We start from the raw sequence: 18,846 nt of genomic DNA on the forward strand, positions 1-18,846 counted from the left end.
GGCGCTCTACTTCACGCCCAGCACCTGCTCCACCGGATCAATCGCGAAGTACACCAGGAACAACGCCGACACGGCCCACAACAGCCAGTTGACCTCCTTCGCCTTCCCCAGCACCGCCTTGATCACGACGTATGCCAGGAACCCCGCCCCGATGCCGTCCGTGATGGAGTAGGTGAACGGCATCGCGGCGATCGTCAGGAACGCCGGGACGGCGATCTCGTACCTGTCCCAGTCGATGTGCTTGACGTGGGTCATCATCAGGAAGCCCACGGCGATCAGCGCGGGCGCCGCCGCCTGGAGCGGGACGATGGTCAGCAGCGGCGTGAGGAAGAGGGCGAGGCCGAACAGGCCGCCCGTGATCAGGTTGGCGAACCCGGTGCGCGCCCCCTCGCCCACCCCGGCCGCCGACTCGATGTACGCCGTGTTGGAGGAGGCCGAGCCGATGCCGCCGGCCACCGCCGCCGCGCCGTCGATGAACAGCACCCGCCCGATGCCCGGCACCTGCCCCTGCTCGTCGAGCAGCCCGGCCTCGGCGCTGATGCCGACGATCGTGCCCATGGCGTCGAAGAAGTCGGACAGGATCAGGGTGAAGACGAGCAGGACGGCGGTGAGGACACCGGCCTTGGCGAAGCCGCCGAACAGGCTGAAGTGACCGATGAGCCCGAAGTCGGGCGCGGCCACGATCTTGTCGGGGACCTTCGGCGTGGTCAGGCCCCAGCTCTTGATGTCGGCCGCCGAGTTGATGACGATCGCCACCAGGGTCATCGTGACGATGCTGATCAGGATCGCGCCCTTCACCTTCCGCGCGACCAGCGCGATGGTCAGGAGCACGCCAATACAGAAGACGAGCACGGGCCAGCCGGTGAGCCGTCCGACGGCACCCAGCTGCACCGGCACGGTGGTGTCCGCGGCGTCCGGGATCCGGCTGACGAAGCCCGCGTCGACGAAACCGATGAAGGCGATGAACAGGCCGATGCCGACGCCGATCGCCTGCTTCAGCTGCTGCGGGATGGCGTTCATGATCGCCTCGCGCAGACCGGTCAGGACGAGCACACAGATCAGCAGGCCTTCGAGGACGACCAGGCCCATCGCGTCGGGCCAGCTCATCAGCGGGGCCAACTGGAAGGCCACGACGGCGTTGAGGCCGAGGCCGGCCGCGATCGCCAGCGGCAGGTTGCCGCCGACGCCCATGATGATCGTCATCACACAGGCCACCAGCGCGGTGGCGGTGACGAGTTGGCCGGTGTCGAGGCTGTGCCCGAACTTGTCCTTGGCACTGCCGAGGATGATGGGGTTCAGGACAAGGATGTAAGCCATGGTGAAGAACGTGGCGAAGCCGCCGCGTATCTCCCGGCCGAAGGTGGATCCCCGTTCGGAGATCCTGAAGAACCGGTCGACGCCGTTCCCGGCAGGTGGCGCGGCCCCTTGCGGCCGGGCCGCCTTCTGCGTCTCGGACATGGTCGAACTCCTCGTCCCCTGAGCGTGCGTGTGCGGATGCTGGCTGGATTGTTCCCACGTCGCACCGGTTTCAGGTTTTCCCCGTGTTACGGAATCGGTCTCGGTGTGGTTCGGTGGACCACACCGCGTCCGGTACCTCGCACGAGGCGCACCGAACCCCCGTACGACGCACACGAAATGATCACTGCTACGCTCCGGATCCCGCCGGAACGTTCCTCCGGACATCCACCTGGCACCGCATGTCATCTACATGACACAGAATCCTGACAGAAGAGGTCACCCGTGGGCTCAGTCGTCGACGACGCCGCCTCCGTGGAGTTCCATGCCTTCTTCGAACGCCACTACGCCGAACTCTCCCGTCTGGCCCATCTGCTGACCGGTGAGCCGGACGCCGCCGACGATCTGGCCGCCGACGCTCTGCTGGCACTGTGGCACCGCTGGGACCGGGTCCGGGCCGCCGACCATCCGGTGGCCTACGCCCGCGGTGTCGTCGCCAACCTGGCCCGCACCCGCATCCGCAGCGCCGTGCGCGAGCGGCGCCGTATCGCCCTGTTCTGGTCGCACCGCGAGGAGACCACCGAGAACCCGGACGTCGCCGGAGTGGTCGACGTGCAGGGGGCGCTGGCCCGCCTGCCGTTCCGCAAGCGGGCGTGCGTGGTGCTCCGGCACGCGTTCGACCTCTCGGAGAAGGACACCGCGCTCGCCCTGGGAATCTCGGTGGGTACGGTTAAGAGCCAGACGTCGAAGGGCATGGCGGAGCTGCAGCGGCTGCTCGGCGGTTCCCGGGGGGTTCCGCAGCGGGTGCACGCGGCGATGGCGCCGCGTACCGGGGAGAGCGGAGGAAGGAACCGATGAGGCAGCAGGACGTGCACGGCGAGCTGCGCGCCCGGCTGCACGAGGCGGCCGAGGCGCACGAACCCGACCGGGCCCGCATCCTGGCCCGGGTCGAGCGGGGCATGGCCGCACAGGGCCGCACGAGCCATCGCGCCACGCTGCCGCCGGTGTTCGGCTGGGTCCGGGTGGTCAGTGCCACCGCCGCGGTCGCCGCGGTCCTCGGAATCGGTGGCTACGCGGTCGCCTCGGCCGTGAAGAACATGCCCACCGAGAAGACCGTCGCGGTCTCCCCGACGCCCTCCGCGTCCCCGGACGCGACCAGCAGCCCGCCGTCCCGCACGGCCGCCCCGCCGCCCCCGAGCATGTCCTCGAAGGGCTCCTCGCCCAAGGCGAGCGCGACGCCCTCGCCGACGCCGACGGCCTCCGCCACCCCGGCGGCACCCGTCGCGAAGAGCGAGGAGGACGGCCCGCTCTGGTCGGACGGCTCGGTGGACCCGCACAGCAACGACTTCTGGGCGCAGTCCGACCTGACCCTGAAGACCTCCCGCCAGCTGACAGCGCTCACCGTCCAGTTGAAGGTGGCCGAGACGGGCGGGGTGTCCGACACCGGGGCCTGGCGCTCGCTGCCGGAGACCGACTTCACGCAGACGGTGACCGAGCAGGACGGCTTCCTGGTCTACACGTGGACGCTCAAGCCGGGCAGCAAGGTCGCGGTCGGCGAGTGGGTGTTCGCGGGCCAGTACAACCACGAGCAGGGCGGCCGCGACGCGAAGAACGACAGCTACACGATCACCGGCAGCGCGGACGGCAAGCAGTACGCGGTGACCGGCGACTTCGCGGCGCACACCAGCGGTGAGGGCGACTCGTAGAGGATTTCTCGAACCCGGCGGCAACCATGTCCTCGGCGGCGGCAACCAAGAAGCGCAACGCGACCTCTTCACCTGCAGCTGAGTGAACATCCGAGTACGACGGGATCCGCACCCTTGAGCACGCACAAGAGAAACCTCACCCGCCGACGGGTGCTCGGCGCCTCCGCGATCGGCGTGGCCGCCACCGGCGCCGCCGTCGCGGGCGGCACCGGCCTCCTCGGGACCGCCTCCGCCGCGGCCTTCGGCTACCGGGACGACGGCACGAACTACGTCGTCGACACCGGCGCCGCCCTTGTCTTCAAGGTCTCCAAGTCGACCGGGGACATCACCTCGCTCGCCTACAAGGGCAAGGAGTACGAGGGCTACGGCGGCAAGCACTCGCACGTCGAGTCGGGTCTCGGCGCCTCCACCGTCACGATCAGGCAGACCGGCTCCACGATCCTGGTCAAGGTCGTGCACGGCCCGATCACCCAGTGGTACGCGGCCCGCAGCGGCCAGAACAACGTGTACCTGTGGACGAACAAGGCGGACGCGTCCTTTACCGCGACCCGCTACATCGTCCGCGTCAAGCCCGGCATGTTCCCCGACACGGGCTCGGACGCCTGGGACTCGACCCGGGACAAGATCATCGAGGCGGGTGACGTCTGGCGGAGCCCCGACGGCACCACGCACTCCAAGCACTACTCGGGCAAGCGCACCATCGACTACGACTACGTGGGCTTCACGACGGGTTCGGCCGGCCTGTGGCTGGTCCGCTCCAACCACGAGAAGGCCTCGGGCGGCCCCTTCTACCGCTCCCTGCTCCGGCACTCCAACGACGGCGGCGCGGGTCTGTACGAGATCCTGCACTACGGCGAGGCGCAGACCGAGGCGGAACGGTTTGGCCTTCAGGGTCCGTACGTCGTCGGCTTCACGGACGGCCAGGCGCCCTCCTCCTCGCTCTTCCACAACAACCTCGACACCTCCTGGGCGGACGGCCTCGGCATCACCGGCTGGGTGGGCAAGGCGGGCCGCGGCAAGGTTGCGGGCGTCGGTCTCAAGGGCATGGACGCCAAGTACGCCTACACGGTGGGCTTCGCCAACAAGGACGCCCAGTACTGGGCGAAGGCCGCGGCCGGCACCGGTGCCTTCTCCTGCAAGGGGATGCTCCCGGGGACGTACACGCTCACCGTGTACAAGAGCGAACTTGCCGTGCACACCGGGTCGGTCACGGTGGCGGCGGGCGCCACGACGTCCCTGCACACTCTCTCGCTCACCGGTGACCCGTCCGTCGCGGCCACGATCTGGCGGCTCGGCGACTGGGACGGCACACCCGGCGAGTTCAAGAACGCCAAGCTGATGACGTACGCGCACCCCTCCGACGGCCGCGCCGCCAAGTGGACCGGCAACGTCACGATCGGCAGCGGCAGCGAGGCCGCGTCCTTCCCGGCATACCTGTGGAAGGACGTCAACGACGGGGTCCTGATCTACTTCAGGCTGACCAGGGCGCAGGCTGCGGCCGCCCACACCCTCCGGGTGGGCGTGACCGACGCCTTCGCGAACGGCCGTCCCCGCGTCACCGTCAACGACTGGGTCTCGGCCGTCCCGACGGCCCCCACCCAGCCCGACACACGCTCCCTGACCACGGGTTCCTACCGCGGCAACAACCACACCTTCGTCTTCAACGTCCCCAGCACCGCGTGGAAGACGGATGCGAGTCAGTACAACGTCCTCAAGCTCAACATAGTGAGCGGCTCGGGCGGCACGGCCTACCTCAGCGCAGGCACGGCGTTCGACTGCATCGACCTGCTGGCTTGAGCGCCCCGTACTTGAGCGCCCCGTAGGGGCGCGGGGCGGTACCGATATGCGGCTCACCGCGGGGGCGCGACCAGCCACGACGGTCGCGCAGCCCGCAACGCACCATCAGTCCATGGTGGATCCGATGGTGGACGAACCCGTAGTAAGGAACGTCGTAGCCGGCAGCGAGCCATCCGACTTCCGAGCCCCGTACGCACTGGTCGCGTCGGTCGACTTGAAGGAAGGCGTCGCCACCCCGCTGTCCCAGTTGTTCGCCGCTGACACCGTGGCGGAGCCCAGCGTGGACAGCCCGCCCTTGTTGCTCACCGACAGGTTCCGCGCCAGCCGCGACCTGCTCGTCTGGAAGAAGAACCCAGCCTCGCCGTTGGAGTACGCGGTGTTGCGGTTCAGGACGATCGCCCCGGTGTTGGAGTTCTCGGTGAACCCGTTGAGTGTGTTGTCCCAGGCCGCGTCGTCGTTGACGACATGAGCGACGGCGACGCCCCCGCCGCCCAGCTTGAACCCGTTGCCGTTGCCCTCGAAGGCGGCGTCGTTCCAGCGGTTCTTGCCGTTGCCGAAGGCCCAGCTGTGGTCGATCGTGACGGGGGACGAGAACTGCCACAGGTCCAGCCCGTCGTCCGAGTTGTTGTACAGACGTGCGCCGGTCACCTTGTTGCCCGTGCCCGAGCCGAACTTGATGGCGATGCCGTCGGCGTTCTGCCCGTGCCCGGCCTTGTCGTAGTTCCCGTAACTGTCCAGGTTCTGGACGAGGTTGTTCACGGTGTTGTCGCCGCGCAGCGTGAACCCGGAGTCGCCGTTGTCGGCGGTGACGAGGTTCTTGAAGACGCCACCCGTGGACGAGGTGACGACGAAGCCCTGGGCCGGGGAGTTCTGGAAGGTGAGGTCCTGGACGGTCCAGTAGCTGCCGTAGATCCCGGTGAGCCACTGCCCGGCGGGGAGCTTCGAGCCGTCGATCTTCACCTTCTCACCGCTGTACGCCTTGAGCGTGATGCGGTTCGAAGCGCTGCCGCTCGCCGTCGACTTCAGGGTGGCGGTCGGGTAGTAGGTGCCCGCGCGCACCTGGATGACGGTACCGGCGACGGCGTTCGCGACGGCCGACTGCAGCTGGGCGGTGGTGGAGACGGTGACGGTGCTGGTGGCGGCCTGGGCACCGCCGTTCGACAGGCCGAGGTAGACGCCTGCCGCCCCCGCGGCGACGGCCACCGCCGCGGCGATCGAGAGGGTACGCGTCCTGCGGTGGCGTCCGGTGCTGAAGCGCACTGGCCGTTCCTTTCCTTGACGTCCTTGAGTGCTGGACGTGTTCGACGAGGGAGCGAAACGGGCCGGAGGGGCCGCCCCGGCCCGTTTCTGTCTCCCAGTCGCCACGGTCACCGGAAAGGGTTGCCGTCTTTCTCGACTACGACACGAAGTACGTCGGGTTCGGCAGCTTGTACGTGCGGTTCGCGTAGCCGCCGTCCAGGTCCGAGTACTGGTCGCCGAAGTTGGCGACGATCTCGTACCCGAGGTCCTTCTCGATGTGCTTGCGGGTGCCGGACTTGTACTGCACGGTCGTGCAGGTCCAGCTGCCGGCGGTGGCGCAACCGCTGAGGTACGACGGCGGGTTGGCCGCGTCCTTGAGGAACATGTGCGCGGTGTCGAGGTTGACGTCGGCGCCGATCTTCTTCAGGTTCTCGACGGCGGCGGTGCGCTGCGCCTCGCTGAGACCGGAGTTGTAGAAGACCTCCACTCCTTCCTTCGCCGCGTACTGGACGAGGTCGGCGCTGCCGAAGACGCCCGGGCGGTCGGCCTTGTTGACGTAGGCCGCCCAGGTGGCGGAGTTGTAGGTGTAGTTGTAGCGCTTCTCGTAGTCGAGGCTGAGCAGCAGCGTGTCGTCGATGTCGAAGACGACCGCGGGCTTCTCGCCGTGGCGGTGCGCCTTGCGCGCGGCCCGGTCGATGTAGCGCTTGGCGTCCGCGTCGATGCGTGCCAGGTCCTTGGCGTAGGGGCTGGTCGGCGAGGCCTGGTAGACGCCGTTGGCGTCGGCGGCGGTGCCGTAGTAGGTGTCGATGTCCTTCACCAGGAGCCCGATGTTGTACGGCTCGTGGGTGGAGTTCGCGGTCGACTGGCCGGCCGTGGCGGCACCGGCGCCGTAGAGGGCGCCGCCGGCGAGCGCACAGGCCGTGGCGATCGCGGCGAGACGAAGTGACTTATGCATGACACGAGTTCTACGCGCGTCATCCGGGTGGGCGCGAGACCCGTTGCCCGATCGATATCTCATCGGCGGGCAAAAAGCGGGTCAAGCGCCCTGGACGGCGTCCTTCCGGTTGTGCCGGTCCGGCCGGTGGTCCCGGTCCGGCCGCGGGTCAGTTCATGGTCGCCCCGATGGTCGTGCTGCCCGTCGTCAGGAAGGTGGTCGCCGGCAGCGAGCCGTCCGACTGCCGGGCGTTGTAGGTGGTGGTCGCGTCCGTCGACTTGAAGGCGGGGGTGCTGATGCCGCTGTCCCAGTTGTTGCCGGCGGACACCACCGAGGAGCCCTTGCTGACCGGACCGCCGCCGTTGCTCACCGCGAGGTTCTTGCCGAGCCGGGCCGCGCTGGTGGCGAAGTAGTAGCCCCAGCTGCCGTTGGCGTAGGCGGTGGTGCGGTTGATGACGATCGCGCCGGTGTTCGAGTTCTCGGTGAACCCGTTGCCGGCGTTGCCCCAGGCGGCCGAGTTGTTGACGACGTGCGCGACGGTGACGCCGTTGCCGCCCAGCTTGAAGCCGTTGCCGTTACCCTCGAAGGCGGAGTCGCCCCAGCGGTTGACGCCGTTGCCGAAGGACCAGGTGTGCTCGATGGTGACCGGCGAGGAGAAGGACCAGAGGTCGATCCCGTCGTCCGAGTTGTTGTACAGACGGGCGCCGGTGACGAGGTTGCCGGTGCCGGAGCCGAACTTGATGGCGACGCCGTCGGCGTTCTGGCCGTGCGTGGCGGCGTCGTAGTTGCCGTAACTGTCCAGGTTCTTGACGGTGTTGTTGACCGTCCCGTCCCCGGTCAGGGTGAAGCCGGAGTCGCCGCCGTCGATGGTCTTGATGTTGCTCCAGTTGGTGCCGGTGCAGGACTGGCAGACCACCGCGCTGTCCGGGGAGTTCTGGAAGGTGATGTTGGAGACGTTCCAGTAGTCCGCGGTCAGCTTGAAGATCCACTGACCGGAGGGCAGCGACGAACCGTCGATCTTGACCGTCTCCGAGCCGTACGCGGTGAGCGTGACCGGCGCGGAGGATGTGCCGTTGGCCGTGGACTGGAGGGTGGCCGTCGGGTAGTAGGTGCCGCCGCGGACCTGGATGACCGTGCCGGCGGTGGCGTTCTTGATGGCGTTGGACAGGTCGGTGGAGTTGCTGACCACGACGGTGGCCGCGTGCGCCGGGGTGGCGAGCACGGCGACACCGAGCGATGCCGCGGTCACGGCGAGCGCGGTGAAAGAGCTGATACGACGCATGACGTGCGGGTCCTTTCGTCGATCAGAGCGATTCGGAGTGATTCAGAGTGAGCGGACCGGTTTCCAGTCGCCGAGGTAGGCGGCGGGGGTGTGCCACGCGGCCTCGGCGGCGGTGAGCTGGGGCCGGTTCTCGGGGACGGTGATCACCGCGCCCGGCCCGGAGTTGCGGTACTCGCGGAACCGCATGGACTGCCACGGGTAGGCGTCCCGCATGTTCGTGTAGGGCGCGACGGGGTCGATCCCGGGGCCGATCAGACTGTCCCGCACGACCAGCGAGGGCCAGGCGGTGGTCTCGTAGGTCGGCACCCAGGGCCGCGCCAGCTTGTACGCCCCGTCCTCCGCGCCGGACGAGAACCGGCAGCGGACGGCGAGGAACCCGTGCGGGTCTGCACGGGCGGTCGAGGGGGCGAACACCATGCCCTTGGGAGTGAAGGTCACGTCCCGTCGCAGGGTGCGGAAATGGCAGTGCTCGTAGACCGCGGTGGCCCGCCCGAAGACGAAGTCGACGTCGCCCTCGATGTGGCAGCGGTGGAAGAACTGCCGGTCGAAGGAGCCGAGTTCGGTGGTGTCGGCGAACAGCGTGTCCTGGTGGGCGAGGAGCCGGACGTTCTCGAAGTGCGTCCGGTCGCCCGTCAGGTACGCGGCGACGGCCTGGGTCCCGGTGATGTCCGGGTGGTCGGCGCGCAGCCAGTCGTTGGCGAGGGTGAGGTCGCGGACGGCAAGCCCGGGCGCCGCCGAGGTGAAGGTGGCCGAGCCCGCCGTGCCGTAGGTCCCGGAGCCGTCGGGTTTCTGCGTCCCGTTGGCGTTGTCGTGGACGATGACGGCGGCGCGTGGATCAGGACTGGCCCCGCGCAGAGTCAGCTCCGCCGTCCCGGCGGGCACGTTGACGACCTCACGGTAGGTTCCCGGGTGCACGACGATCGTCCAGCCGGGGCCGGGCACCGCGTCGACGGCCGCCTGCACGGAGTCACCGGGCCGTACGTGCAGGACACGGCGGTCGCGGGTGAACGCCGTGACCGGTCCCATGGCCGCAGCCGCTCCGGCGGCGAGGAGTGCGCGTCGGGTCGGCACGTCAGCACTCCTTCCACGGGGTCCAGTCACCGAAATAAGCCGCCCGGGTCACCGACTCGGCCTGTTCCGCCGTGAGTTGGGGCCGGTTCTCGGGGACGGTGATCACCGCGCCCGGCCCGGAGTCGCGGTACTCGGCGAAGCGCTGGCTCTGCCAGGGAAAGGCGTCCGACATGTTCGTGTAGGGGGCGACCGCGTCGATTCCGGGGCCGAGCCAGGAGTCACGGACGACGAGCGAGGGCCGGGCGGTGGTGTCGGAGCTGGGAACCCAGGGGCGGGCCAGCTTGTAGGCGGCGTCCGGGGCTTCGCTGCTGATCCGGCTCCGGCTCACCAGGTAGCCGTGCGGGTTGGCGGCCGCCGTCGAGGGCGCGAACACGAACCCGTAGGGGGCGGCCGCCAGGTCGGTCCGGTCCAGGGTGCGGAAGTGGCACTCCTCGTACACCGCACTGGCCCGCCCGAAGACGAAGTCGACGTCGCCCTCGACGTAGCAGCGCGCGAAGTACTGGCGGGCGAAGACGCCGAGCGCCGTCGTGTCCGCGTACAGGGTGTCCTGGTGGCCGAGGAACCGGCAGTGGTGGAAGGCGCTGCGGTCGCCCTGCACCTTGAGGGCGACGGCCTGGGTGCCGCTGATGTCGGGGTGGTCGGCGCGCAGCCAGTCGTTGGCGAAGGTGATCCAGCAGGCGGTGAAGCCGTCGGCCTGCACGGTGGTGGTGGCGGAGCCGGTGGTGCCGTAGGTGCCGCCGCCGGGCTTGGGGGTGCCGGCCGCGTTGTCGTAGACGATGACGACGGCACGCGGGTTCTCGGCGGCGCCGATCCAGGTGGCCTCGGTGCGGGTGGTGTCGACGGCGACCGTCTCCCGGTAGACGCCCGGGGCGAGGACCAGCGTCCAGCCACTGCCGGTGGCAGCGGTCACCGCGGCCTGCACGGTGGTGAAGTCGCCGCGGCCGTGCGGGTCGACGTACAGGGTTTGCGGGGTGCGGCGGCGCTCGGGGGAGCCGTACCGCCCGAAGGGGCGGGCGGTGGCGTGCGCGGGGAGGGCGGTCAGGGCGAGCGCGGCGCCCGCCCCGGCGCCCGCGAGCAGGAAACCCCGTCTGGACAGGGGAAGGTGGGGCGAGGACATGCGGGTGCTCCTTGGCGAGGGAGAGGGGTGGCGGTACGTCCTTCGCTGTGGGGGGTGGGGCGGGCCGGGGCCGGTCGGGCCCCGGCCCGGTGACGCAGGCGCGTCAGCGCAGCCGGCCGGCGCCCGCGCCGCAGTCGACGATGCGCGGTACCGCCCGCGCCGGATCGACCTTCGTGCGCAGGGCCGGGGTCCAGGTGGAGCCCGCCGTGAGGGTCTCGGCCGGGATCTGCGCGTTGTGGACGGCGATCAGATCCGTCGGCTCACCGTTGACGTAGTTGTCGTCGGCGGTCAGCGTCGACTCGTTCCACTTCTTCAGGATCGAGCCCGCCCCGACCGTGTCGGGCAGGGTGAAGGCGTTGTGCTCGGCGACGAGTTGGGACTCGATCCCAATGCCGTAGCTGTAGCCGTAGCCGTCCTCGGCGACGAAGTGGTTGTTGTAGGAGTCGACCTGCCCGAACCGCACCCGGGGTGCCCGCTCCACCAGGTTGGAGAACAGGTTGTGGTGGAAGGTCACCTTGAGGTGCCCCCGGTCCACGGCGGCGGTGGAGGCGCTGTCGCTGTTGCCGATGAGGATCGTCTTGTCGTGGTCCGCGAAGACGTTCCAGGAGGCCGTGACGTAGTCGGCGCCCTTGACGATGTCCAGCTCGCCGTCGTGCTGCTCGAAGATCCGCCCGAAGTAGTAGGGCAGCGTGCTGTCGGGGTGATCACCGTCGGTGAACGTGTTGTGGTCCATCCACACATGGGTGGACCCGTAGATCACCGCGCTGTCGTACTCGGAGTTCCAGTTGCCGTCGGCGGTGTCGGTCGGGTCCCACTGCGGGAAGCAGTCGAGCGGGCTCTCGAAGCTCAGGTTGCGGACGATGACGTTGTCGACGGCCTTGATCTGCAGGCTGGCGCCCTTGAAGCCGGCGTCCTTTCCGATGCCGACGATGGTGGTGTTGGCCGGGACGTAGGCCTTGATGTAGGCGTCCTGCTGGGCCTGCGAGGCGCGCCGCAGCCCCTCCGGGCTGTCGTCGGGCTCGTTGTCCAGGTTGGTGGAGTGGCCCCAGGCCTGCGGTGAGTACTTGGCGAGGTAGGCGTCGAAGTCGTAGCCGGGCACGGCGAACGAGTCACAGCTCGGCCCGTCCGCGTCGATCGTCCCCTTGACTCTGATGATCTTCGGCGCGCTGCCGCCGTCGGCGAGGGCGGCCTTGAACTGGTCCCAGGTGGTGACCGTGTAGACGTGCGCGGAGTCCGCGGCGGCCCCGCCGGTGGTCCCGGTGGTGGCGGCGCCCCAGCCGTCGTTCGCGGACAGCACCTGCCGGTCGAGCGCGGCCCGGTGCGGGGCCGCGGCCTGGGCGGTTCCGGTCACGGCCAGCACGAGAGCCGTGCAGCCCACGACCGCACCAATGACGCGTCCATGACATTTCTGTGTACGCACTGTGCGGGTCTCCTCAGCTTGCGGGTGGCCAGGTGATCCAGGAGGTGGGGATGTCCTTGTGCAGCCGGATGACGTCGTGCCGGGCCAGCACCCGGGTGCGCAGCAGCTCCTGCGCCACGAGCCGGGCCACGGCGATGGCCCCCGGCGGGTTGAAGTGCGTGTTGTCCTGCTCGGTGTCCGTCCAGTTGAAGTACGTCTTGGTCGCCTCGACCCCGAGCGCCTGCCACAGCGCGAGCGACAGCGCCTCGATGTCGAGCAGCGCGACCCGTTCCTGCGCGGCGAGCGCCCGCATGGCCGCCGGGTAGTCGCCGTGCGTCGGCACGGCGTTGCCGTCGGCGTCGAACCGCCGTCGCTCGACGGGGGTGGCCAGAACCGGCCGCGCCCCGTGCGCGCGGGCGCCTTCGATGTAGAGCCGCAGGTAGTCCTGGTACGTGCTCCAGGGCTCGGTGTACCGGGTGGGGTCGTCGCTCTTCTCGTCGTTGTGCGCGAACTGGACGACGAGAAGGTCGTGCGGCCGAATGGTCGCGAGGATGGCGTCGAGCCGCCCTTCGTCGACGAAGCTCTTGGAACTGCGGCCGTTGACGGCCTGGTTGGAGACGGCGATTTCCTTCCGGAGGAAGAAGGGGAGCGCCATTCCCCACCCGGTCTCCGGCGCCGCGTCGGCGTATTTCTGGGCGGCGGTGGAGTCTCCGGCGACATAGAGAGTGCGCTGGTTCCTCTCGGGAGAACGACCGACGAGAGGAACGGCGGCGAGGCCAGCCGCGGTGACCTGTCTACGGGTAAGTGACACGATGTTCACCTTTCCTGTTCTTAGGGGCGCGGGCCTGTATTGATTTGCGGCTCCGCCGCGTGGGCGCGACCAGCCACAACCGACCCGCGGCCCCCCACAACCGCAACCACCCGAGCTCTCAGTGGTTCTTCTTCCAGTCGGCCTGGGCCTTGTCGAGCTGATCGGCCAACGTGTCCAGAAACTCCTTCGCCGTCATCTTCCCGAGCAGCACCTTCTGGAAGTTCGGCTCGTTGTCGGCCTTGGAAATGGTGTTCCAGTCCGGCAGATAGTAAGGAAGCTGCACGATCTTCGTCGTGGCCCCGTTGAGCGCCTCGGCCGCCAGCTTCGTCGGCTCCGACGCCTGTACCCACGAGTCCTGCGCCGCCTCGTTGTTCGCCGGCACCTGCCCCGCCGACTCGTTCCACTTGCTGTTGGCCTCGTGGGACGCGGCGAACTCGATGAACTTCCAGGCGGCGGCCTTGTTCTTGCTGGACTTGAAGAGACCGAGACCGTCCACGGGGTTGGAGACCTGCACCCGGGTGCCGTCGTCCAGCGTGGGGTTCGGAATCCCCTTGAACTTCCCGCTCAGCGCCTTCTCGTGGTCCGCATAGGAACCGAGGTTGTGGCTCAGCATCCCGATCGTGCCGGAATCCCACTGCGCGACCATCTTGGTGAAGTCGTTGTTGACGTCGGCGGACGGCGTGTCCTTCTTGTAGAGCCCGACGTACTTCTCCAGCGCGGTGACGTTCTTCGGGTCGTTGACGGTGGTCTTGTCACCGTTCCAGAAGGAAGTGATCCCGCTCTGCCCGTACATGGCGTCCAGTGCCTGGGCGATGGACCCCTCGCCGCCGCGGATGGTGTATCCGAACCTGTTCTTCGCCTGGTCGGTGAGTCTGTCGGCGGCCGTGTAGAAGTTCGTCCAGGTGGTCGGCGGGTCCAGTTTGGCCGCGCTGAACAGATCGGTCCGGTACCAGAGCGTGCCGTTGTTCGCGGAGGTCGGCACGGAGTACGTCTTTCCGTCACCGCCCGCCGACTTCACGCTCTCCAGGAACTTCTCGTTGAGCTTGCCGTTGAGCGAGCTCTTCGCGAGCCGGCTGTCCAGCGGCTCCAGCGCGCCCTGCGCGGCGACCTCCGCGAGCATCGCGGTGCCGACCCCGCCGACGTCGGGCAGCCCGCCGCCCTGGATGGCGGTGTCGTACTTGGACTGGACACTGGCGGCCGGCACCCCGACGTACTTCACCTTGATGTCGGGGTTCTGCTTCTCGAAGTCGGCGATGATCTCCTTCCACACGTCGGTGCGGACACCGCCGTTGTTGTCCCAGAAGGTGATCGTGCCCTTCCCTGAGCCCTCGCCGCCCTTGTCCCCCGCGCCGCCGCTGCCGTCGTCGCCGCAGGCGGTCGCGGTCAGGGCGAGCACGGAGCCCAGGGCGACGGCTACGGCCGCGCGCCTGCTTCTGCGGATGCTGCTCTTCATTGATCGGCTCTCTTCTGTCTGGGATCAGCAGGGAGTGACGCGGAAGTGCGTGAAGGTGGCGGTCCCGGCGGCGCCCGGTCCCTCGGGCGCGGCGCCGAAGAGCCCGAGCAGGGCGCCGGTCCAGCGCCAGGGCGTGGCGGCGAACACCGGTCCGGACGGCACGGAGCCCGCCCCGACGTCGTACGAGAACCGGCAGCGCGCCCCCGGGCCGATCTCGATACGCAGCCGGGCGTGTCCCTCGGGCGCGGGGCGTGCGGGGCCGGCGTCCCGTTCCCGGTCGGCGGTGGCCTCCGCGAACCGGTGCACGAGCCGCACGCTCCCGCCCGGCCCGCACTCCAGCCCGATCCAGCCGAACGCGTCCCCGAGCACCGCGAGCCCCGCCCGCGCGCCGGGCTCCGCGCCGTCCAGCCGCAGGTCCACCTCCACCACGCACGGTGTCCCGGGCAGCCGCTGGGTCAGCACCTGCGGCAGTCGGCGCAGGTCGTGCGCATCCCCCGAGCGCACGCACGCCAGCCACAGGCCGTCCCCCGAGTGCTGGGTGGCCCAGCCCGCCCCCGGATTGGCCGTCCACTGCCACTGCCGGCCGAACCGCCCGCCGGGGAAGTCGTCGCCGGTGGCGGGCGCGGCGGGCGGCTGCGCCGGCAGCGCGGGCCTCGGGTGGACGGCGACGGGCGCGCCGGCGTCCCCGATCACCGGCCAGCCGTCCGCTTCCCACCGCATCGGCTGGAGGTGGACGACCCTGCCGTAGGCCCCCCGCTGCTGGAAGTGCAGGAACCAGTCCTCGCCGGCCCGGGTCCGCACCCAGCCGCCCTGGTGCGGTCCGTTGACCTCGGTGTCCCCCTGCTCCAGGACGATCCGCTCCTCGTACGGCCCGAAGAAGCCGCGGGAGCGGAGGGCGCCCTGCCAGCCGGTCGCCACTCCCCCGGCGGGGGCGAGGATCCAGAACCAGCCGTCGTGCCGGTAGAGCTTGGGGCCCTCCAGGGTGAACCATCCCGGTATCCGGTCCCCGTCCACGATCACCTTGCCGGCGTCCAGCAGCGAGTTGCCGTCGGGGTGCATCCGGTGGCCGGTGAGCCGGTTGTTGATGCCGGAGCGGGACTTCGCCCAGGCGTGGACGAGGTATGCCTCGCCCGTCTCGTCGTCCCACAGCGGGCAGGGGTCGATGAGTCCCCGGCCCTCCTTCACCAGGTGCGGGCGGCTCCAGGGGCCTCTGATCTCGGGGGCGTTGACCTGGAAGATGCCCTGGTCGGGGTCGCCCCAGAAGATCCAGAAGCGGTCGTCGTGGTGGCGTAAGGAGGGGGCCCAGACCCCCTGGTCGTGGCGCGGGGCGGTGAACCGCTCCTCGGGTTCCAGGCGTTCCAGGGCGTGACCGACCAGGGTCCAGCCGACCAGGTCACGGGAGTGCAGCAGGGGCAGGCCGGGGGCGCGGCCGAAGCTGGAGGCGGTGAGGTAGAAGTCGTCGCCGACACGGACGACGTCGGGGTCGGACCAGTCGGCGTTCAGGACGGGGTTGGTGTACGTCTGCCCGTCGTCCGTCATGTGCTCACCTCGTTCGGCGGGGCCCAGGGGACGCCCAGTTCGGAGTAGAGGGAGAGGGTGTCGGCACACGCCGCGACCAGTGCGTCGATGCCGGTCACGACCCGGCGCCCGTCCCCGGGCAGGCGCTGCCAGGCGTCGGCGGGGAGCGCGGTCGGGTCCTCGGCCAGTCGAATCGCTTCCACGACCTTCATGAAGGCGCCGGTCGCGTCCGGCTCCACCAGCAGGGCGGCGCCGGTGGTGAGATGGTCGGCGAGGTTCTCCAGCAGGTCCGTGCTGCCGTACTCGATCTCCTCCGGGCCGCGGCCCGCCCGCTGCACCAGCACCCGGTCCTGCTTGTACCAGTGGGTGATCCGGCCGCTGGTGCCGTGCACCAGGACATAGGGGTCGCCGGGCTCCTCGGCGCAGAGCGTGGCGGCGACCGTGACCGGGCCGCGCGGGGTGGTGACGCGGACGCAGGAGGTGTCGTCGGACTCGATGTCGTTGGCGCGCAGCAGCTCGGTCTCGATACGGGTGACGTCCTCGGCGCGGTCGGTGCCGAGCAGGGCGAGGCCGGTGGCGACGGCGTGCGCGAGGGGGTTGGTGAGGACCCCGTCGACGACGTCGACGCCGTGCAGCCGCCGCCGGCCGGCCCAGGGCGCCCGCCGGTAGTAGGACTCGGGCCGGGCCCAGGCGCCCGCGCCGCCCACTCCCACCACGTCGCCGATGGCGCCCTCGGCGATCAGCCGCCGGATCGCGGGCACGGCGTGCGAGCCCAGCGACTGGAAGCCGATCTGGCAGGCCACGCCGGCCTTCGCGACCCCGTCGGCCATACGCCGGAACTCGGCGTACGACGGCGCCGGCGGCTTCTCCAGGAGCAGGTGCACGCCCCGCTCGGCGGCCGCCAGGGCCAGGTCCGTGTGGGTGGGGATCGGCGTGCAGATCACGGCGATCCGGGCGCCGGTCGCATCGAGCAGGGCACCGAAGTCCGCGGACTGGGCGGGCTGCCCGAGCCCCTCCGGCAGCTCGTCCGCGCCGAGCGGCGTCAGCTCGCAGATCCCGGCGAGCCGTACGATCCCCTTCTCCTGGAGCCGGCGGATGTTCTCCAGATGCCAGCGGCCGTGGCCGCGCGCCCCTGCCAGAACGAGGTCGATGGGCGAAGAGTTCACAGCGTCCTCCCTGCGTTGTCGATCTTTGGGTGCAGGGTAAGCGTTTGCCCCGGTCCGTCCGCGAGGTGTCTCATCCCTTCACCGCCCCCGCGCTGAAGCCGGTGATCAGCCACTTCTGGATGAAGGCGAAGACGATCACGACGGGTACGGCGGCGATGATCCCGCCCGCGGCCAGCGCGCCCAGGTCCACGCTGTCGGCGCTCATCAGGGTGTTGAGGCCGACCGGGATGGTCTGCTTGCTCTGGTCGGACAGGAACATCAGGGCGAACAGGAAGTGGTTCCAGGCGTGCACGAAGGCGAAGGAGCCGACCGCGATCAGCCCCGGCCGCAGCAGCGGCAGGACGACGATCCTGAAGGCGGTGAACCGGTTGCAGCCGTCGACCCAGGCGGCCTCCTCCAGGGAGTACGGCACGTTCCTGATGAAGCCGCTGATCAGGATCATCGACAGCGGGAGCTGGAAGACGGTCTCGGCGATGACCACACTGCCGAGCGAGTTGATCATCTGGAGCCTGGCGAAGATCTGGAAGAGCGGGACCAGGAGCAGCGCGCCCGGCACGAACTGGGAGCAGAGCAGGGCCAGCATGAATCCGCGCTTGAGCCTGAAGTCGAAGCGGGCGAGGGCGTAGCCGCCGGCCAGCGCGACGACCGTGGTCAGCACCAGCGTCGAGACGCCGACGTAGACGCTGTTGGTGAAGTAGGTGCCGAAGCTGCGCTCGGTCCACACCTTCTGGAAGTGCTCGAAGGTGGCCGGCCAGGGGACGAGCGAGGTGGAGCCGGCCGGGCGGAGCGCGAAGAGCAGGATCCAGTAGAAGGGGATCAGGGTGAAGAGGAGGTAGATCCCCAGGGGCAGGTAGATCTGCCAGCGGGGCACCTCGTCCCAGGCGCGGCGCTTCTGCCCCGGCCGGGCGGGCTCGGTCGCGGCGGGCCTGGCCGCGGGGGCGATCTCGGTGATCACTTCGCCTCGCCTCCGAACTTGCTGAGCCGCAGGTAGACGACGGAGCAGAAGAGCAGGATCACGAAGGCCACCGTGGTCAGCGCCGAGGCGTAGCCGAAGTCGTGGGCGTCGACGCTGGTGTTGGCGATGTAGAGCGGAAGGGTCGTCGTCTCCCCCGCCGGGCCGCCGCCCGTCAGCGTGTAGAGCAGGTCGACGTTGTTGAACTCCCACACCGCGCGCAGCAGCGTGGACAGGACGATGGCGTCCTTGAGGTGCGGCAGCGTGATGTGCCAGAACTGCTTGAGGCGGCTCGCCCCGTCGACCTCCGCCGCCTCGTACAGGTCCCTGGAGACGGACTGGAGGTCGGCGAGGATGAGGATCGCGAAGAACGGCACGCCCCGCCACAGGTCGGCGACCACGGCCGCCGGGAAGACGGTCGAGGGGTCGGAGAGCCAGCTGGTGCCGTACGAGCCGATGCCCGCGTCGGCGAGGTAACGCGTGATGCCCGTCTGGGAGTTGTAGAGCAGCACCCAGATCGCGGAGGTCAGCACACCGGAGACGGCCCACGGCGAGAAGACCAGTGCCCGGCCGAGCGCCCGCCCCACGAACGTCTGGTTGACGATCAGCGCCAGCGCGAGCCCGAACAGGAGCTGCAACCCGACTTCCACCACGACCCACTTGGCGCTGAAGGTCAGCGTGTCCCAGAACTGCGGGTCGTGCGCGAAGGCCTGCGTGAAGTTGCCGAAGCCCGCGAAGCCGTTCCGCCAGGGCTTGGTCGGGTTGTAGTTCTGCAGGCTGTAGTAGAAGACGCTGAGCACCGGATAGGCGATGAAGCCCAGCATCAGCAGGGCCGCCGGGGCGATCAGCAGATACGGCAGCCTGCGCGGCGTCGCGGAGGCACGGCGCCGCCGGGGTGGCGCGGGCGGGTTCGCCACGGCTGCGGCTTGGGCCACGACTGTTCTCC

The 18,846-nt window shown here is 69.6% G+C and carries 16 protein-coding genes; 3 read left to right on the forward strand and 13 right to left on the reverse strand.

From position 1 onward, the window contains the following. Positions 1-6 precede the first annotated feature (6 nt). Positions 7-1,458 carry an NCS2 family permease gene (locus OHB00_RS12940; RefSeq protein ID WP_406434386.1) on the reverse strand — a complete coding sequence of 484 codons (1,452 nt, stop codon included), beginning with the start codon at positions 1,456-1,458 and terminating at the stop codon, positions 7-9. A 282-nt stretch (positions 1,459-1,740) separates the two neighbouring features. On the opposite strand from OHB00_RS12940, the gene OHB00_RS12945 reads away from it, so the two are divergent. From OHB00_RS12945 to OHB00_RS12955, 3 genes are all read left to right on the forward strand, one after another. Further along, the gene (locus OHB00_RS12945; RefSeq protein ID WP_406434387.1) at positions 1,741-2,313 is read left to right on the forward strand and encodes a SigE family RNA polymerase sigma factor; all 573 of its coding nucleotides are present in this window, start codon (positions 1,741-1,743) and stop codon (positions 2,311-2,313) included. Next, positions 2,310-3,161, forward strand: coding sequence for a hypothetical protein (locus tag OHB00_RS12950; RefSeq protein WP_406434389.1), 852 nt, complete (start codon positions 2,310-2,312; stop codon positions 3,159-3,161). Before OHB00_RS12945 ends, OHB00_RS12950 begins: the two co-directional genes overlap by 4 nt. A 114-nt stretch (positions 3,162-3,275) precedes the next feature. Next, positions 3,276-4,958: a rhamnogalacturonan lyase B N-terminal domain-containing protein gene (locus OHB00_RS12955; protein WP_406434391.1), complete on the forward strand. Its 1,683-nt coding sequence runs from the start codon at positions 3,276-3,278 to the stop codon at positions 4,956-4,958. A 105-nt stretch (positions 4,959-5,063) separates the two neighbouring features. Here the strand turns inward: OHB00_RS12955 and OHB00_RS12960 are convergent, their stop codons facing one another. The 12 genes from OHB00_RS12960 to OHB00_RS13015 form a co-directional block, all read right to left on the reverse strand. After that, positions 5,064-6,218: a right-handed parallel beta-helix repeat-containing protein gene (locus OHB00_RS12960; RefSeq protein WP_406434393.1), complete on the reverse strand. Its 1,155-nt coding sequence runs from the start codon at positions 6,216-6,218 to the stop codon at positions 5,064-5,066. 136 nt (positions 6,219-6,354) lie between these two features. Beyond that, on the reverse strand, positions 6,355-7,152 hold the full coding sequence (locus tag OHB00_RS12965; protein WP_406434395.1) for an HAD family acid phosphatase: 798 nt from the start codon (positions 7,150-7,152) through the stop codon (positions 6,355-6,357). Between the two features lie 148 nt (positions 7,153-7,300). Then, complete coding sequence (locus OHB00_RS12970; protein WP_406434397.1) at positions 7,301-8,413, reverse strand: right-handed parallel beta-helix repeat-containing protein; 1,113 nt, start codon at positions 8,411-8,413, stop codon at positions 7,301-7,303. 42 nt (positions 8,414-8,455) lie between these two features. Beyond that, positions 8,456-9,439, reverse strand: coding sequence for a pectinesterase family protein (locus tag OHB00_RS12975; RefSeq protein ID WP_406445752.1), 984 nt, complete (start codon positions 9,437-9,439; stop codon positions 8,456-8,458). A gap of 46 nt (positions 9,440-9,485) precedes the next feature. Further along, entirely contained in the window at positions 9,486-10,601 is a 1,116-nt protein-coding gene (locus OHB00_RS12980; RefSeq protein WP_406434399.1) for a pectinesterase family protein, read from the reverse strand. A gap of 103 nt (positions 10,602-10,704) precedes the next feature. Beyond that, positions 10,705-12,021 carry a polysaccharide lyase family 1 protein gene (locus OHB00_RS12985; RefSeq protein WP_406434401.1) on the reverse strand — a complete coding sequence of 439 codons (1,317 nt, stop codon included), beginning with the start codon at positions 12,019-12,021 and terminating at the stop codon, positions 10,705-10,707. Positions 12,022-12,034: 13 nt separating this feature from the next. After that, positions 12,035-12,811 carry a rhamnogalacturonan acetylesterase gene (locus OHB00_RS12990; RefSeq protein ID WP_406434403.1) on the reverse strand — a complete coding sequence of 259 codons (777 nt, stop codon included), beginning with the start codon at positions 12,809-12,811 and terminating at the stop codon, positions 12,035-12,037. 118 nt (positions 12,812-12,929) lie between these two features. Next, the gene (locus OHB00_RS12995) at positions 12,930-14,264 is read right to left on the reverse strand and encodes an ABC transporter substrate-binding protein (protein ID WP_406434405.1); all 1,335 of its coding nucleotides are present in this window, start codon (positions 14,262-14,264) and stop codon (positions 12,930-12,932) included. A gap of 24 nt (positions 14,265-14,288) precedes the next feature. Next, on the reverse strand, positions 14,289-15,803 hold the full coding sequence (locus OHB00_RS13000; RefSeq protein WP_406434407.1) for a family 43 glycosylhydrolase: 1,515 nt from the start codon (positions 15,801-15,803) through the stop codon (positions 14,289-14,291). Then, positions 15,800-16,948, reverse strand: coding sequence for a Gfo/Idh/MocA family protein (locus OHB00_RS13005; protein WP_406434409.1), 1,149 nt, complete (start codon positions 16,946-16,948; stop codon positions 15,800-15,802). Before OHB00_RS13005 ends, OHB00_RS13000 begins: the two co-directional genes overlap by 4 nt. Before the next feature lie 70 nt (positions 16,949-17,018). Further along, positions 17,019-17,903 (reverse strand): carbohydrate ABC transporter permease, encoded by an 885-nt coding sequence (locus OHB00_RS13010; protein ID WP_406434411.1) that lies wholly within the window; start codon positions 17,901-17,903, stop codon positions 17,019-17,021. Beyond that, positions 17,900-18,835, reverse strand: coding sequence for a carbohydrate ABC transporter permease (locus tag OHB00_RS13015; RefSeq protein WP_406434413.1), 936 nt, complete (start codon positions 18,833-18,835; stop codon positions 17,900-17,902). Before OHB00_RS13015 ends, OHB00_RS13010 begins: the two co-directional genes overlap by 4 nt. Positions 18,836-18,846 lie beyond the last annotated feature (11 nt).

This window comes from Streptomyces sp. NBC_00631 (assembly GCF_045206895.1).
In the GTDB taxonomy this organism is placed as follows: domain Bacteria; phylum Actinomycetota; class Actinomycetes; order Streptomycetales; family Streptomycetaceae; genus Streptomyces.